Raw genomic sequence first — 15,590 nt, 5'->3', positions numbered from 1 at the left:
TGTAGAGAACGGTGCGGGATCCCTCTCCCGCGTCCGGGGGCGCCGGGGGACGGCGCAGCATCCGGTTCTTCGCGTACACCCGGTATGCGCACCGGGCTCGTGCCGGGACGTACCGCGGGCGTCGCTGAGAGCGACCCGCTCGTCCCCCGCGGTACCGCTCCCGGGGGAGGTCGCGCGCCCCGGGGGCGTGCGCCTCGGGGGCCGGCACGGGTGACGAACGGGCTGGCGGGCCCCGCGGAGCCCGCCCGCGCCCCCACCCTATCGGGCCAGGTAGCGTCTACCCACGGGGAGTGCGCGTTGGGACGGCGTGTGACGGGCGTCTCGACGGCCCCCGGACCATCCCCGCCACGACGGCCGGGTAGCCTCCGCGCAGGCGGAAGCGGACCTCGGCGCCCCGGCGGGCGCCCCCGAAGGAGTGAACCTTGACCGACAACAGCCCGGAGCCGCGGACCGACGGGCGGCCGTCCAGAGTCGAACGGGGCGGCCTGTGGGGCCTGTTCTTCGGCGCGGCGGGTCTGCTGCTGCCCCCGTACGGGGTCGTGCTGTCCGTGTTCGGCGTCGTGCAGGGCTTCCGCGCCCGCCGGACCGCGCGGGAGAACCGGACCGAGGCGCCGGGCGCGCTGCTGAGCGTGGTCGTGGGCGTGCTGGGCATCGTGGTGTCGGTGGCGCTGGCCTCGGTGGCCGTGGTCTACCGGGAGGAGCTGACGCGGTACCGCGACTGCTCCGCCCGGGCGCACACGGTGTCCAGCCAGAAGGTGTGCGACGAGGAGTGGACCTCCTCCACCGGCCTGCCGATCACGGCGACCTCGGGCTGAGGCCCGCGCGGCGCTGACGGCTCCGAGGGGGCGGCGGGGGCGCCCCGCCGCCCCCTCGGCGTTCCGCCCCTGCCGGGAGTCGGCGGTTTCCCGCATCGGACACCCCAAGGCACTACACTTAGTATGCAATCAATTACTAAAAGTGCTATCTCTGTCTGTGCGGAGAGGAACCGATGGACACCGACACCCCCGCCCCGGCCGGTCCGGCACTCAGGGAGTACACGGCGCTGCTGCGCCGACGCTGGCGGCTGGTCGGCGCCGGTGTCCTGGGCGGACTGGTCCTGGGCGGCGCCGCGGTACTCGCCCTGCCCGCCTCCTACACCTCCGTCACCGCCGTCCAGGTCCAGCCCACCGGCCTGGGCGAGTTCACCGGCGAGCGCTCCGGACGGCTGACCGGGGACGTCAACCTGGACACCGAGGCCCAGATCCTGGTCTCGGACGAGGTCTCCTCCGTCGTGGCCGGGGCACTGGCGGAGGGGGGCCGCGCGCCCGCGACCGAGGAGCTGCGCGAGCGCGTGGAGGTGAGCGTCCCGCCCAACAGCAACGTGCTGGAGATCGCCTTCTCCGCGCCCACCCCGGAGGCGGCCCGGGCGGGCGCCCGGGGGTACGCCGAGGCCTACCTCGAACTGCGCCGGGCCCAGGTGGACGATCTGGCCGCCAGCCGTCTGGAGGCGCTGCGCGCCGAGCAGGAGAACCTCTACGAGGCCCTGGCCGAGTCCGCCGCCGAGGACCCCTTCTCCCCCGGCACGAGCGCGCGGGTGGACGCGCTGCGCCAGGAGATCACCGAGCTGGGCAACGGGATCAGCCCGCTCAGCGCGCTGCGGGAGACGGTCCGGCCCGGCCGGGTGATCACCCCGGCCGACCTGCCCGAGGATCCCAGCGGACCGGTGCCCGCCCTGTGGCTGGTCGGCGGCGCCGCGCTCGGGCTGCTGGCGGGCCTGCTGGCCGCCGTGTCCCGCGACCGGCTCGACCCGCGCCTGCACGACACCGAGGACACCGCCCGGGTCTCGGGCCTGCCGGTGCTGCTCGACCTGTCCGAGCGGAAGCGCCGGGGCGGTCGCCGTCCCGGGCTGCTGGACGAGGACGACCGCGCGGGGCAGCGGGTCAACGAGTTCACACACCTGGTGCGCGCCCGCCTGACCGGAGCGCCCGCGGACCGGCCCGCCGCGCCCGACCCCCTGGCGGAGGCCCTCGGTGAGGGGGCGGCGGCCGGGCACGTGCTGCTGGTCGCCCCCACCACGCCGGGCCGCGCGGGCTCGGCGGCGGCCGTGAACCTGGCCGCGGCCCTGGCCCGGACGGGTTCGGAGACGCTGCTCGTGTGCGCGGACCCGCGCACCGACACCGTGGGCGAGCTGCTGGGCCTGCCGGAGGGCCCGGGCCTGGCCGAGGCGCTGCTCGACGGAGAGGACCCCGCGGACCTGGAGGTGCGGCCCGACGCGGTGCCCCGCCTGCGGGTGCTGCGCTACGGGTCCCCGGGCATGAACGCGCCGGTGCAGGGCACCGCCATGCCGGAGCTGGTCCGGCTGCTGCGCGCGCGGGCCGAGTACGTGGTGCTGGCCGCCGCCTCCGTGGGCGAGCGCGCCGACGTGCACGCCCTGGCCGCTTCGTCGGACGTGCTGCTGCCGGTGGTGGAGCTGGGTCTGACCCGCCGGACCGACCTGGCCGCGCTGCTCACCCTGGCCGAACGGTTCGGCGTCCCCGCACCGGGCACGGCCGTGCTGCCGTGCCAGCCGCTGGCCGCCCCCGCGCCGGTGCCGACCGCCGAGGGGTCCGGGACGAACCGCGGGTACGGACCGGCGGGCGCGGCGGGCGCCCCGGCGGCGTCGGAGGCCGCGGAGCCGGAGGGGACCGGTGCGGCCGCGGGTGTCACGGAGGTCGGGGAGTCCCGGGAGGACACCGCGAAGGCCGCCCCGCACGACGAGGACGCCGATGCGGCCGTGGTGGACGGGGCCGCTCCCGGTGACGGGGGCACCGACGGCTCGGGCTCCGCCCTCCGCGAGGGGGAGGACGGCGGGTCCGCCGCGATCGCGGCGGACGGCACCGGCTCCCCGGCGGAGGAGGGCGCGGAAGGCGCCGACACCGCTGACACCGACAGCCCCGGCGCCATGGGCGCGGCGGCTCCGGAGGCCCTTCCGGGCGGGGAGGACGCGCGGGCCCCGGAGGCCGCCGCGGACGGCGGGGGTTCCGACGGGGAGGCCTCCGTGCCCGCGGAGACCGCCTCCGGGGCACGGAACTGATGGCCTGGGGCGTGCCCGGGCCCGGCGCCCGGACCGCGCACCCCTGGACGGCCGCCACGATCCCCTGGACGGCCGGGCGGCCGCCGGTGGCGGACCGCTCCCCCGCCACCGGCCGGCCGCTGGTGTGGCTGCTGGCCGGGTATCCGCTGTGGTGGGCCCTGGGCATGGGCCAGTTCGCCTACTGGCTGTTCGCGGTGCCCATGGCGGCCGAGCTGGTGCGGCGCCACCGGGCCGGGGGGCTCCGGGTGCCGCCGGGGTTCTGGCTGTGGGCGCTGTTCCTGGTGTGGGCGGTCCTGGGGTTGTCGCTGGTCCCGCTGGAGGTTCCGGGCACGGTGCCCGACAGCGGCGGGTACGGCGGCGCCCTGCTGCGGACCGCCAACTACCTGGTCCTGACCGTCCTGCTGCTCTACGTCGGCAACCTCTCCGAGCGGGAGCTGCCCACCCGCGTGGTGGTGCGCGCGCTGGCCCTGCTGTGCCTGGCCACGGTCGCCGGAGGCTACCTGGGCGTGTTCGCGCCCCGGTTCGAGTTCACGGCGCCGTTGGAGTACCTGCTGCCCGGGCCGCTGGCCTCCGACGCCTACGTGCAGGCCCTCGTGCATCCGGCGTCCTCACAGATCATGGACATCTTCGGGTACGAGTCGGCCCGCCCCAAGGCCCCCTGGGAGTACACCAACACCTGGGGCTACATGCTCTCCCTGCTGTTGGTGTGGCTGGTGGTGGCCTGGGTGGCCCAGGGGTCCGGCTGGGTGCGCTGGGGGGCGCTGGCCGCCGCCGCGCTGTCGGTGGTCCCCGTCGTCCACTCGCTGAACCGGGCCCTGTGGGCGGGACTGGCGCTGTCCCTGGTCTACGCCGCCGTGGCGGGGCTGCGCCGGGGCCGGGTGGTCCTGGTGGCCTCCTGCGCCGTCGCGGTGCTGGCCGCGGTACTGGTGCTGGCCGCGTCCCCGCTGGCCGACGTGGTGCGGGCCCGGGCCGAGGCCCCGCACAGCGACGACGGGCGGGCCGCGACCAACGCGGCCTCGGTGCGGGCCGCCGAGCTTTCACCGGTCACGGGCTGGGGCACCACCCGGGAGAGCCGGGGCAGCTCGGAGTCGGTCGCGGTCGGCCCCACCCCGGAGTGCCCCGGCTGCGGCCAGCACGTCATCGGCAACGCGGGCCAGCTGTGGATGACCCTGATCGCCAGCGGGTGGCTGGGCACCGCGTTCATGCTCGCCTTCTTCGCCGGGCTCGTGTGGCGCTACCGGTCGGCGCGCTCCCTGGTGGGGCAGGGCGCGCTGCTGACCGTGCTGCTGCTGTTCTGGTACATGTTCTTCTACGTCGCGCTGATGTCCCCGCTGGCCGTCACCATGATCGCCGCCGCCCTGCTCTGGCGGGACGAGGAACCGGTGCTGCGGCGGCGCGGGGCCGCGCGCACCCGCGGGGGGCCCCGGTGAACGGCGAGACGACCTACCTGACGGACCTGGCCGCGGTCCTGTGGCCGTGCGGCGGCCTGCTCGGGCCGGGCGACCGGGGCATGCGGCGCACGGCCCGCCGCGACCGGGGAAAGCAGTACCTGCCGGTGCCGAGCGCCCGCAACCCCCGGGTGATCCTGCCCGCGCACGACCGGGCGGCGGCCATCCGGGGCATCACCTCCTTCGCCCAGGGGCACTCGCTCCGGGAGAGGGCCCGCACCCTGCTGCTGACCGGCGCGTTCGCCAGCGGCCTGGCCCCCCTGCTGCTGCGCGACCGGCTGTACGTGGGGGCGGGGCCCGGAATCGAGCACGCGCTCACGTCGGCGCTGGACCGCGACCTGGCCATCGCCATCCACGTGGGCCCGCCCCGGGCCAACCGCAAACCGGTGCTCCTGCTGCTCACCCCCGGCGGGCGGACGATCGGCTACGCCAAGGTGGCCGTCAACGACCTGACCGCGCGCCTGGTGCGCTCGGAGACGCGGGCCCTGCGCCACCTGGCCGAGGCGCGCCTGCGGGACGTGACCGTCCCCCGGCTGCTGCACTCGGGCGAGTGGAACGGGCACCCCCTGCTGGTGCAGGAGGCCCTGCCGGTCGGCGACCAGACCGACCGCCCCACCCGCCGCCAGCTGCTGCGCTGCGTGACGCAGATCGTCGGCCTGGCCCGGGTGCGGCGGCGCAGACTCTCCGAGAGCCCCTACCGGCGGTCGCTGGAGGAGCGGATCGTGCGGCTGGGCACGCGCCCGGAGGTGGGACCGCTGCGCGCGGCGCTGCGCCGCCTGCCGGACGTGTACGTGCCCTTCGGGGCCTGGCACGGCGACCTGACCCGCTGGAACATCGCCAGCACCGCGCGGCGCGCGTTCGTGTGGGACTGGGAGCGGCTGGCGCTGGACGCCCCCGCGGGCTTCGACGCGCTGCACTACGACCTCAACGAGTGCGTGCAGGACGGGGTCCACCCCGGCGTGCACCGGTGGCTGGAGAGCGGTTCGCGGCTGCTGTGCGACCCGCTCGTGGCCGAGACCGGCGTGCGGCCGCACACGGTGTCCACGGTGATGGCCCTGTACCTGATCGACCTGGCCACCCGGTACCTGCACGACCGCCAGGACGAGAGCGGCGGCCACCTGGCCGCCGTGGACGACTGGCTGTTGCCCGCCCTGGAGGGGCTCCAGGACAGGGCGGCCCACGAGGCCGCCCTCGGGGCCTGACCGGCCCCGGGCGGGGACCGGCGGACCGCGCCGGGAGAACCGCCGACACCGGCCGCCGCGCCCGGGGGCCGGACCGACCGCACCCGCGAGACGAGGACCACGCCATGCCCACCCGTTCCGCCCTGTTCTCCCGCCTGTCCGTCCCCACGCGGCGGGCCCTGCTGCCCCTGGCGGACGGCCTGGGCCGGGCCACCAGCGGGGCCCGGGCGCTGCCCGACATCCTCATCTGCGGGGCGCAGCGCGCGGGCACGACGTCGCTGTTCAAGGCGCTGTGCCGGCACCCGGCGGTCACCGGCCCCACACTGCGCAAGGGGGTGCACTTCTTCGACACCGACTACGACCGCGGCCTGGACTGGTACCGGGCGCACTTCCCGACCCGCGCGGCACTGCGGGCGCGCGGGGGGCGCCCCCGGACACGGGTGGTCGAGTCCAGCCCGTACTACCTGTTCCACCCCCTGGCCGCCGAGCGGATCGCCCGCGACCTGCCGGACGTGCGGGTGGTGGTGGTCCTGCGCGACCCGGTGGAGCGGGCCTACTCCGCGCACGCGCACGAGCGCGCGCGGGGATTCGAGACCGAGGACTTCGCGCGGGCCCTGGAGTTGGAGCCGCGGCGGCTGGCCGGTGAGGAGGAGCGGATCCTGGCCGACCCCGGGTACCGCTCCCATTCCCACCAGCACCACGGGTACGTGGCGCGCGGCCGCTACGTGGACCAGCTGGTGCGGTTGGAGAAGCACCTGGGGCGCGACCGCCTGCACGTGGTGGACCACGCCGACCTGTTCGACGGCACCGCCGAGGCGCTGGCCGGGATCGAGCGGTTCCTCGGGCTGCCGCCGGGGCCGGGGAACGCGCCCGGGCGGCACAACGCGCGCGCCCGGTCGCGGATGCCGGAGGGGTTGCGCGCGGAGCTGACCGCCGTGTTCGCCGACAGCGACCGCCTCCTCGCCGCCTGGTGGGGGCGCACGCCCTCGTGGCGGGCGTGAGCGCGGTGGCGGAGGGGTCGGGGCTGCGCCGGGTGCTGCGCGGCGGCGCGGTCAACATGGCGGGCGCGGCGGTCGGCGCCGCGCTGAACCTCGCGCTGATCGTGGCGGTCACCCGGGCCTTCTCCCAGGAGACGGCGGGACTGCTGTTCGCGGCGACGTCGGTGTTCCTCCTCGCGGCGGCGGTGGCCAACCTGGGCGCCCCGGACGGGCTGGTGTACTTCATCGCCCGGATGCGCGTGCTGGGCGGGCGGGGGGGCGTGCCCCGGCTGCTGCGGCTGGCCTCGGGCCCGGCGGTGCTGGCGGCGTGCGCGGCGGCGGTGCTGCTGCTGGTCCTCGCCGGTCCGCTGGGAGGGGCGCTGGGCGGCGGGGACGCGGAGGTCTACCTGCGGCTGCTGGCCCTGTTCCTGCCGTTCGCGGTGCTGACCGAGACGGCGCTGGCCGCGACCCGGGCCCACCACGACATGTCCGGAACCGTGCTGGTGGACAAGGTGGGACGACCGTTGGCGCAGGTGGCGCTGGTGGGAACGGTCGCGGTCACCGGCTCGGCGGGGCTGCTGGCCCTGGCGTGGGCGGGGCCGTACCTGCCCGCCGCGCTGCTGGCCTGGTGCTGGCTGGGCGGGGTCCTGCGCAGGACCGCCGCCGAGGCCGCGCGGAACGAGGGGGGCCCGGCGGGCGCGGAGCCCGAACGCCCCGCACCACCCCGCGCGCCGGGAACGGCGGCCGGGGCTCCCCGGAGTGCCGCGGCCCCGGGCGGCGCCCCGGTGGGAACGGTCCCGGAGCGGGCGTCGCCAGGTGTCGTCAGTGCGACCGAAACCGTAGCCGTCGAGATCAAGGAGAACAAAGGGTTTTCCGGGACCCCGGGGGATCTGGTGGCCGAGGGGCCGGTGGACGCCCGGACGTTCTGGTCGTTCGCGCTACCCCGCGCGGCGGCCGGGGTCGCCCAGATGGGCGTGCAGCGGGGCGGCGTGGTGCTGGTGGCGCTGTTGGGCGGGCTGACCGGCGCGGCGGTGTTCACGGCGGCCACCCGGATCATGGTGGTCGGCCAGTTCGGCACGCAGGCGGTGCTGTACGCGGCGCAGCCCCGGTTCGCCGAACAGCTGGCGGCCGACGACCACGAGGGTGTGCGCTCCCTGTACCAGGCGGGGGCGGCGTGGCTGGTGTGCCTGCTGTGGCCGCTTTACCTGTCGGTGCTGGTGTTCGCCCCGGAGGTGATGCGGCTGTTCGGTCCGGACTACGCGACCGGGGTGACCGCGCTGGTCGTGGTGTGCTCCGGACAGCTGCTGGCCGCCGCGCTCGGGATGGGCGACGTGGTCCTGGCGATGACCGGGCGCACCCGGCTCAACCTGCTGAACAACGTGCTGTCGTTGGCGGTCAACGTCCTGGTGTGCGTGGCCCTGGTGCCCGTGGCCGGGGCGGCGGGGGCGGCCCTGGCCCTGGTGGCCGCGATGCTGGTGCGCAAGGTGTCGCCGCTGTGGCAGCTGCGGTCCAGCGTGGCGCTGCACCCCTTCCACCGGCCGGTGGCGGTCGCCGCGGCCAGCACCCTGGTGTGGTTCGGCGCGCTCCCGCTGGCGGTGGGCGCGGCGTCCGGCGGCGGGATCGCGGCCCTGGCCGCGGCGGTGGCCGCGGGCACTCTGGGACACCTGGGAACGGTGTGGTCACTGCGCCGCACGTTGGCTCTGAGCACGCGCCGCTGAGACCCGCCGCACACCGCGTTCCGCGCCCGGGGGCGGAGGCGGGGGCGGGGGATCGTCCGCATCGCTTCGGCGGAACCGGGGGCGGACTTTCCGGAACGCCTGCGGCGATCCCACCGTGACTACACAGAGTTATGAAAGGATGACGTCATGTCTTCTCGACCGGTCCTCCTGGTGGCCTCCAGCGGAGGGCACCTGGCCCAACTGCGCTCCCTGCGCCCCTGGTGGCGGGACCAGGAGCGGGTCTGGGTGACCTTCCGCACCCCCGACGCCGAGTCCGTCCTGGACGGCGAGCGCGTCCGGTGGGCCTTCCATCCCACCACCCGCCACCTGGGCAACCTGGTGCGCAACACCTGGCTGGCGGTCGGCGTCCTGCGCCGCTGGCGCCCCCGCGTGGTGGTCACCACCGGGGCCGGTGTGGCCCTGCCGTTCTTCGTGCTGGCCTGGATGCTGCGGATCCCCACCGTCTACATCGAGGTCTACGACCGCATCGACACGCCCACGCTCACCGCCCGCCTGTGCCGTCCCTTCACCCGGCTGTTCCTCGCCCAGTGGGAGGAACAGCGCGCCTTCATGCCGACCGCCATCACGGTAGGACCGCTGCTTTGACCGAACAGATCACCCGCCCCGCCCCGCGCCCCGACGACAGCGGCCACCCCGACGTGGTGGTCAGCCTCGGCACCGACCACCACTCCTTCGACCGGCTGGTCCGCTGGGTCGACGAGTGCGCCCGGCACCGGCCCGGCCTGCGCTTCCTGGTCCAGCACGGGCACAGCTCGCCGCCCTCCGTGGCCGCGGGCACCCCGTTCCTGCCCGGCGAGGAGCTGGGCGGTCGCATGCGGGGGGCGCGGGTGGTCATCACGCACGGGGGTCCGGGCACGATCGTCCAGGCCCGCGCGGCGGGCCGCCTGCCGATCGTGGTCCCGCGCGACCCCGAGCTGGGCGAGCACGTCGACGACCACCAGCTCCTGTTCGTGCGGCGGCTGGAGGAGGCGGGCCGGGTGCGCGCCTGCGCCACCCCGCAGGAGCTGGTCGCGCTGGTGGACCGGGCGCTCGCCGAGCCCGGGGAGTTCCGGGTGCCGCCGGGCGACGACGACCGCGCCGAGCGGGCCGCGCTGCGCGCCGGGGAGCTCATCGAGCTGCTCGCGGGTCCCGGGACCACGGGGAGCCTCGCCGAGCGGCCCGCGGCGGCGGGGGCCGCCGTCTCCCCGGCCGCTCCGGCGGCCGGCCCGGACCGGGCCCCCGAGGCCGACCGGACCCCCGCGGCCTGGCCCGAGGTGACCGTGGTGGTCCCCACCCGGGACCGGCCCGAGCTGCTGCGCCGCACCCTGCGCGCGATCGCCGAACAGGACTACCCCGGCCGGATCACCACCATCGTGGTCTTCGACAACGACCAGCCCGACCCCTCGCTGGCGCGGGCGGAGGGGCGGCGCCCCGTGCGGGTGGTGACCAACACGCTGACACCCGGGCTGGCCGGGGCGCGCAACACCGGGCTGCTCGCGGCCGACACCGACCTGGTCGCCTTCTGCGACGACGACGACACCTGGCTGGCCGGCAAGCTCCGGGCGCAGGTGCGGGTCATGCTCGACGAGCCGGGTACCGAGATGGTGTGCTGCGGCATCCGGGTGGTCTACGACCGGGCCGAGTCGGTGCGCACCCTGGACCGCACCAGCGTCACCTTCGGCGACCTGCTGGGGTCGCGGCTCACCGAGCTCCACCCCTCCACGTTCCTCATCCGGCGCCGCGCCATGATCGGCGGGTGCGGGACGGTCAGCGAGGAGATCCCCGGCAGCTACGCCGAGGACTACGAGCTCCTGCTGCGCCTGGCCCGGCGCGGCCCCATCCGCAACATCCCCGAGCCGGGCGTGCGCGTGCTCTGGCACCGCCGCTCGCACTTCTCCGGCCGCTGGCGGACCATCGCCACCGCTCTGCGCTGGCTCCTGGACCGCTATCCCGAGTTCGCGCTGGTACCCCGGGGCTACGCGCGGGTGGCGGGGCAGATCGCCTTCGCCGAGGCGGCGGCCGGGAACCGCGGCGCCGCCCTGCGGTGGATCGCCGCCACGGTCCGCCACCGCCCCGCCGAGGCCCGCGCCCACCTGGCGCTGATGGTGGTGTGCGGGGTGCCCGCGGGATGGATCATGCGGGCGCTGCACCTGCGCGGCCGGGGCCTGTGAGCCTCACCGCCGCGTTCCGAGCCGCCGGGCGTCCTCGATGAGGTCGCGCACGTGGTCGGGCAGGTTGACGTAGGGGTCGCGTCCGGCCTCCGTGAAGCCCTGGCGGGCGTACCGGTCGGCCTGGATCCGGAAGTCGCAGCTCGGGGAGACCTTGTTGTCCCACACCTTGACCGCGCGCACGCGCTCGTAGCGGCGCAGCACCTCGGGGATCGCGGTGTACCACTCGCGGGTCTCCCGGGCGCCGATGTGGGTGGTGCCCATCTCGCCGATCATCACGGGCTTGTCCGGGTCGATGCCGTGCTTGGGCCCCTCGCTCTGCACCCACTCGTAGGCCGGGCGCAGGGACTCCTCGAAGGAGACCACGTGCTTCCAGTGGGGCTGGGTGTCGCAGTTGGTCATGTTGTACGCCTCCCAGCTGAGCCAGTCGACGTAGTCGTTGCCCGGCCACAGGCCCGGCAGCCGGTCGAGGTTGCCCTCCCAGCCGGTCACGTTCCACACCCAGACGGCGTTGTCGGCGCCCTCCTCGCGGTACAGGTCCACGATGTGCCGCCAGGCGCGCACGAACTCCTCGGGGGTGCCGCGCCTGTTGTAGCGCTTGTTGGCGTCGGCCTCGTGGTCGAAGGTGACGAAGTAGGGCACCTCCAGCCCCGCGATGGTGCGCGCCTGGGCGCGCAGGGTGTGGTCGAACTCACCGTTGATGATGGACCGGTAGGCGATGTCCGGACGGCCGGAGCGGGTGAACCGGCGGGCTTCGATGTTGGTGTGCACGAACCGGCCCTCGGCGACCATCCGGAGTTCGCGCCGGCCGGGGATGTCGGCCTGGTCGACGCCCCGCCAGGTGTAGACGATGTCCATGCGCCGGTTGACCGCCTGTTCCAGCGGCTCGACCCGGTCCTGGTAGGGGCTGGCCCCCCACCAGACGCCGCACGAGGGTTCGAGGATCTCCGAGACCGCGCACGCGTCCCCGCCGGGAGCGGAGGGACCGGAAGGAGTGCTGGGACCCGAGGTGCCCGGGATGTCGGGGAAGGGCCACCCGGTCTCGACCGGCCAGATCGGCACGTCCCGTCGTGGCGCGGCCGAGGCGGCGGGCACGTCGCCCGCACCGACCAGTGTCAGGACGAGGGCCATCGCCCCCGTCGTCGCCATTGCCCGTACCGGTCCCCTGTCCACGGCAAACGCCTCCTAGACCCGCATGTTATGACTCTCAGTGTTCACATGAACACCATAGGTCACTTACAAGGCAGAGAACAGGCACGACCTGGCATAACGGACAAGAGCGGCCTTCAGTAGCCGTAACGCCTCCGGGACGGCGTGGTCACGGCGGCCACCAGGCGTCGGCGCCAGGGGGGCATCGCCTCGTGCCACCCGTGGTCGGCGCGCACCCCGACCGGCCCGTCGGTGAACCGCATCGGGTTCCCCGAGACGGCGTGTCCCGGGGACAGCTCCAGCCCTCCCCCCGTCACGTCCGGGGGGAGGGCCGTGTACCCGGCGAACTCGGCGATGCGGGCGAACTCCCCGTCCGGGTCGGCGACGAAGTCCTCGTAGCGCACCCGCAGGGTCGGGGTGCCGCGCTCGGCCAAGGCGTCCAGGCAGGCGTTCTGCGCCATCCAGTGCACCGCGGCCCGGCCCGCCGAGTAGCGGGCCATCTCCGGTTCGCTGCTGAGCGGGGAGGCGTCCGGGCGGGCCACCCGCCGGGCCCAGGAGTGGGCCACCGCGCGCGGGTCGCGCACCACGTGCAGCAGGCGCATCCGGGCACCGTAGCGCCAGCGCAGGCACGCGGCCAGGGAGGCGTGCTTGCTGGCGTCGACGATCACGTGCGCCCCGCTGACCAGGGACACCGCCGAGTACAGGCGGTGGTAGAGCTCGGTGTAGCGCTCGCACCGGGAGGCCAGCAGGCCCTCGCGCGCCCCGTTGAGCAGCACCGGGAGGAAGCGGGTGCGGTCGACGCCGTCCTTGAGCCGCAGGACCTGCGCGGCGTCCAGGCGGTGCCAGCCGCCGAAGGCCTCCTTGCCCACGTCGGCCCAGAAGCCGCAGTCGGAGAAGGGCTGGCCGCAGCCGCACCGCTCGTCCTCCACCAGACCGCGCCGCCACAGGTGCACCGTCTCGCCGACGGAGCAGAACCCGGGCAGCTCGCCGAGGAGCCGCTCGATCAGGGTCGAGCCGGAGCGGCCCATGCCGCCGACGAACACCAGTCGATAACCGTCATCCACACGACCAGGCTATTACTTTCGGTCATGACGCAAAGCCGCAACGTCACAATCCGTAGGGCATGTTCCGCGAGGACGCGGAGAGGGGGCCGGCGCCGCGAACGAGCGGGGATGCCCGAGACGCCGGAGGCGGCCAGCCCGTTGACGGCCGTGTCCAGGGTCGGCGAGGCCGGGCCCGCCCGGTCGATGCGGTCCAGGCCCCAGGCGAGCGCGGTGCGGGCGGTGCCGACCCGCTCGACGCGGGCGACGCCGTCCCTGGTGCTCGGCTCGCGCGCCTCGGCCTCGCCGAGGTCGGCCGAGTAGCCGCGCAGGGCCTCCTCGTAGACGTGGTCGACCCGGTCCTCGGCGATGCCGAGCGAGGCCGGGGTCGCCGAGGCCGTGCCGAGCGTGTCCTCCAGGACGACGAACCAGGCGTCGCCCGCGGCGGCGTCGCCGGTGGCGCGGAGGGGGCCGGCTCCCCGGCCGCGGCCGGGGTGTGCCGGTCAGTCGGTCTTGACGACCATCCCCGCGCCGACCGTGGCGTTGGTGGACTCGTCGATGAGGATGAACCCGCCCGTCTGGCGGTTCTTGACGTACTCGTCCACGAACAGGGGCTGGGTGGCGCGCAGGCGCACCCGGCCTATCTCGTTCAGCGCCAGGTGGTCGGCCTGCTCGTCGCGGTGGAGCGTGTTGACGTCCAGGCGGTACCGCAGGTCCTTGACCATGACCTTGGCGGTGCGGGTGGTGTGCTTGATGAGGAGCTTGGAGCGCGGCGTGAGCTTGCGCGCGTCCGTCATCCAGCAGACCATCGCCTCCAGGTCCTGGGTGGCCGCCGGGGTGTTGTGGGGACGGCAGATCATGTCGCCCCGGGAGATGTCGATCTCGTCCTCCAGCAGGAGGGTGACCGACATCGGCGAGTAGGCCTCGGCCACCTCTCCGTCCGCGGTGAGGACCTTGGCGATCCGCGTGCCCAGCCCGGAGGGCAGGTGGACGACCTCGTCACCCGGCTTGAGGACGCCGCCCGCGAGCTGGCCCGCGTAGCCGCGGTAGTCGTGCAGTTCGGGGTCGGCCGACTTGTGCGGCCGGATCACGTACTGCACGGGGAAGCGCGCGTCGATCAGGTTGCGGTCGGAGGCGATGTGCACGTTCTCCAGGTGGTGCAGCAGGGAGGGCCCGCTGTACCAGGGCATGTTCTCCGAGCGGCTCACCACGTTGTCGCCGTGCAGGGCCGAGATCGGCACGAAGGTCAGGTCGCGCGCGTCGAGCTTGGCGGCGAAGTCGGTGAACTCGGCCTTGATCTCCTCGAAGCGGTCCTGGGAGTAGTCCACCAGGTCCATCTTGTTGACCGCCAGCACCAGGTGCGGCACCTGGAGCAGGGTGGTGAGGAAGGCGTGCCGCCGGCTCTGCTCCTGCAGGCCCTTGCGGGCGTCCACCAGGATGATCGCGAGGTCAGAGGTGGAGGCGCCGGTGACCATGTTCCGGGTGTACTGGATGTGCCCGGGGGTGTCGGCGATGATGAAGGTGCGCTTGGGCGTGGCGAAGTAGCGGTACGCCACGTCGATGGTGATGCCCTGCTCGCGCTCGGCGCGCAGGCCGTCGGTGAGCAGCGCCAGGTTGGTCTGCTCCTCGCCGCGCGCGACGCTGGTGCGCTCCACGGCGTCGAGCTGGTCCTCGAAGATCGACTTGGAGTCGAACAGCAGTCGGCCGATCAGAGTGCTCTTGCCGTCGTCGACGGAGCCCGCCGTCGCGAACCGCAGGATGTCGTTGCTCATGCTTACCTGGTCCAATGTGGAGTGGGTCCTCGGGCGGGTGCGCGGGCTGGGGCGCCGGTGCCCCGCGGGCGCGGGGCGGTGCGGGAGCGGTGGCCGCGGGGCGGCGGCTAGAAGTAGCCCTCGCGCTTGCGGTCCTCCATGGCGGCCTCGCTCGTGCGGTCGTCGGCCCGCGTCTGTCCGCGCTCGGTGACCCGGGTCGCGGCGATCTCGGTGATGATGTCGTCGATCTCCACCGCCGTGGACTTGACCGCTCCGGTGCAGGTCAGGTCGCCCACCGTGCGGTAGCGGACGGTCTCGGTGAAGGGGACCTCGGTCTCGTCCCGGTTGATGATGGGCGAGTTGGCGAGCAGGATGCCGTCGCGCTCGAAGACCTCGCGCTCGTGGGCGAAGTAGATGGAGGGCAGCTCCAGGCGCTCGCGCTTGATGTAGGCCCACACGTCCAGCTCGGTCCAGTTGGAGATCGGGAAGACCCGGATGTGCTCCCCCCGCTCGATGCGGGTGTTGAACACGCTCCACAGCTCGGGGCGCTGGTTCTTGGGGTCCCACTGGCCGAACTCGTCGCGGAAGGAGAAGACCCGCTCCTTGGCGCGGGCCTTCTCCTCGTCGCGGCGGGCACCGCCGAAGGCCGCGTCGAACCCGTGCTCCTCGATGGCCTCCAGCAGGGCGGCGGTCTGCAGGCGGTTGCGGCTGGCCCAGCGGCCGGTCGGCTCGGTGACCTTGCCCGCGTCGATCTGCTCCTGCACCGAGGCCACGACCAGGCGGACGCCCGCCTCGGCGACGCGGCGGTCGCGGAACTCGATGACCTCGGGGAAGTTGTGGCCGGTGTCCACGTGCATGACCGGGAACGGGATGGCACCGGGCCAGAACGCCTTCTCGGCGAGGCGGAGCATGACGATGGAGTCCTTGCCCCCGGAGAAGAGCAGCACCGGCCGCTCGAACTCCGCGGCCACCTCGCGCATGATGAAGATCGCCTCGGCCTCCAGGACGTCCAGCTGGGAGAGCTGGTAGCGTCCGGGGGCCTGTTGACTCGCCTGACCCATGAACCCGCCTTCGTAGTACCGACAGGGCCGACGGCGGGGGAGTTC

13 protein-coding genes are annotated in these 15,590 nt (G+C 74.6%); 9 read left to right on the top strand and 4 right to left on the bottom strand.

Annotation, left to right across the window (positions count from 1 at the left end; all coding sequences use genetic code 11):
* Positions 1-422 precede the first annotated feature (422 nt).
* The 8 genes from FYW95_RS20625 to FYW95_RS20590 all read left to right on the top strand — a co-directional run bounded on the left by FYW95_RS20625 (position 423) and on the right by FYW95_RS20590 (position 10,547).
* Complete coding sequence (locus tag FYW95_RS20625) at positions 423-815, top strand: DUF4190 domain-containing protein (protein WP_159943875.1); 393 nt, start codon at positions 423-425, stop codon at positions 813-815.
* A gap of 173 nt (positions 816-988) precedes the next feature.
* Positions 989-3,052, top strand: a complete 2,064-nt coding sequence (locus FYW95_RS20620) for a lipopolysaccharide biosynthesis protein (protein WP_159943876.1) — start codon at positions 989-991, stop codon at positions 3,050-3,052.
* Positions 3,052-4,482 carry an O-antigen ligase family protein gene (locus tag FYW95_RS20615; RefSeq protein WP_370462411.1) on the top strand — a complete coding sequence of 477 codons (1,431 nt, stop codon included), beginning with the start codon at positions 3,052-3,054 and terminating at the stop codon, positions 4,480-4,482. The genes FYW95_RS20620 and FYW95_RS20615 overlap by 1 nt, the downstream gene beginning before the upstream one ends.
* A complete protein-coding gene (locus FYW95_RS20610) occupies positions 4,479-5,702 on the top strand; it encodes an aminoglycoside phosphotransferase family protein (protein WP_159943877.1) in 1,224 nt (407 codons plus the stop codon). The genes FYW95_RS20615 and FYW95_RS20610 overlap by 4 nt, the downstream gene beginning before the upstream one ends.
* Before the next feature lie 104 nt (positions 5,703-5,806).
* Positions 5,807-6,682 carry a sulfotransferase domain-containing protein gene (locus FYW95_RS20605; RefSeq protein ID WP_160050660.1) on the top strand — a complete coding sequence of 292 codons (876 nt, stop codon included), beginning with the start codon at positions 5,807-5,809 and terminating at the stop codon, positions 6,680-6,682.
* Positions 6,652-8,376 carry a lipopolysaccharide biosynthesis protein gene (locus FYW95_RS20600; RefSeq protein ID WP_236567913.1) on the top strand — a complete coding sequence of 575 codons (1,725 nt, stop codon included), beginning with the start codon at positions 6,652-6,654 and terminating at the stop codon, positions 8,374-8,376. Before FYW95_RS20605 ends, FYW95_RS20600 begins: the two co-directional genes overlap by 31 nt.
* A gap of 147 nt (positions 8,377-8,523) precedes the next feature.
* Positions 8,524-8,982: a glycosyltransferase family 28 protein gene (locus FYW95_RS20595; protein WP_159943879.1), complete on the top strand. Its 459-nt coding sequence runs from the start codon at positions 8,524-8,526 to the stop codon at positions 8,980-8,982.
* Positions 8,979-10,547, top strand: coding sequence for a glycosyltransferase (locus FYW95_RS20590; RefSeq protein WP_159943880.1), 1,569 nt, complete (start codon positions 8,979-8,981; stop codon positions 10,545-10,547). The genes FYW95_RS20595 and FYW95_RS20590 overlap by 4 nt, the downstream gene beginning before the upstream one ends.
* Before the next feature lie 3 nt (positions 10,548-10,550).
* Here the strand turns inward: FYW95_RS20590 and FYW95_RS20585 are convergent, their stop codons facing one another.
* Positions 10,551-11,693, bottom strand: coding sequence for a glycoside hydrolase family 26 protein (locus FYW95_RS20585; protein ID WP_236572264.1), 1,143 nt, complete (start codon positions 11,691-11,693; stop codon positions 10,551-10,553).
* 137 nt (positions 11,694-11,830) lie between these two features.
* On the bottom strand, positions 11,831-12,721 hold the full coding sequence (locus FYW95_RS20580) for a sulfotransferase (RefSeq protein WP_159943943.1): 891 nt from the start codon (positions 12,719-12,721) through the stop codon (positions 11,831-11,833).
* 144 nt (positions 12,722-12,865) lie between these two features.
* Here FYW95_RS20580 and FYW95_RS20575 point away from each other — a divergent pair, with 144 nt between their 5' ends.
* The gene (locus FYW95_RS20575) at positions 12,866-13,057 is read left to right on the top strand and encodes a hypothetical protein (RefSeq protein ID WP_160050658.1); all 192 of its coding nucleotides are present in this window, start codon (positions 12,866-12,868) and stop codon (positions 13,055-13,057) included.
* 179 nt (positions 13,058-13,236) lie between these two features.
* Here FYW95_RS20575 and cysN read toward each other — a convergent pair whose 3' ends face one another.
* Together cysN and cysD are read right to left on the bottom strand one after the other, a co-directional pair.
* The gene (gene cysN / locus FYW95_RS20570; protein WP_159943882.1) at positions 13,237-14,505 is read right to left on the bottom strand and encodes a sulfate adenylyltransferase subunit CysN; all 1,269 of its coding nucleotides are present in this window, start codon (positions 14,503-14,505) and stop codon (positions 13,237-13,239) included.
* Between the two features lie 107 nt (positions 14,506-14,612).
* Positions 14,613-15,545 carry a sulfate adenylyltransferase subunit CysD gene (gene cysD, locus FYW95_RS20565; protein ID WP_159943883.1) on the bottom strand — a complete coding sequence of 311 codons (933 nt, stop codon included), beginning with the start codon at positions 15,543-15,545 and terminating at the stop codon, positions 14,613-14,615.
* Positions 15,546-15,590: the final 45 nt, after the last annotated feature.

Source organism: Nocardiopsis sp. FR4, from assembly GCF_009830945.1.
GTDB lineage: Bacteria > Actinomycetota > Actinomycetes > Streptosporangiales > Streptosporangiaceae > Nocardiopsis.
The sequence above is the reverse complement of the archived record's forward strand: the minus strand, read 5'-3'. Positions and strand labels throughout refer to the sequence as shown.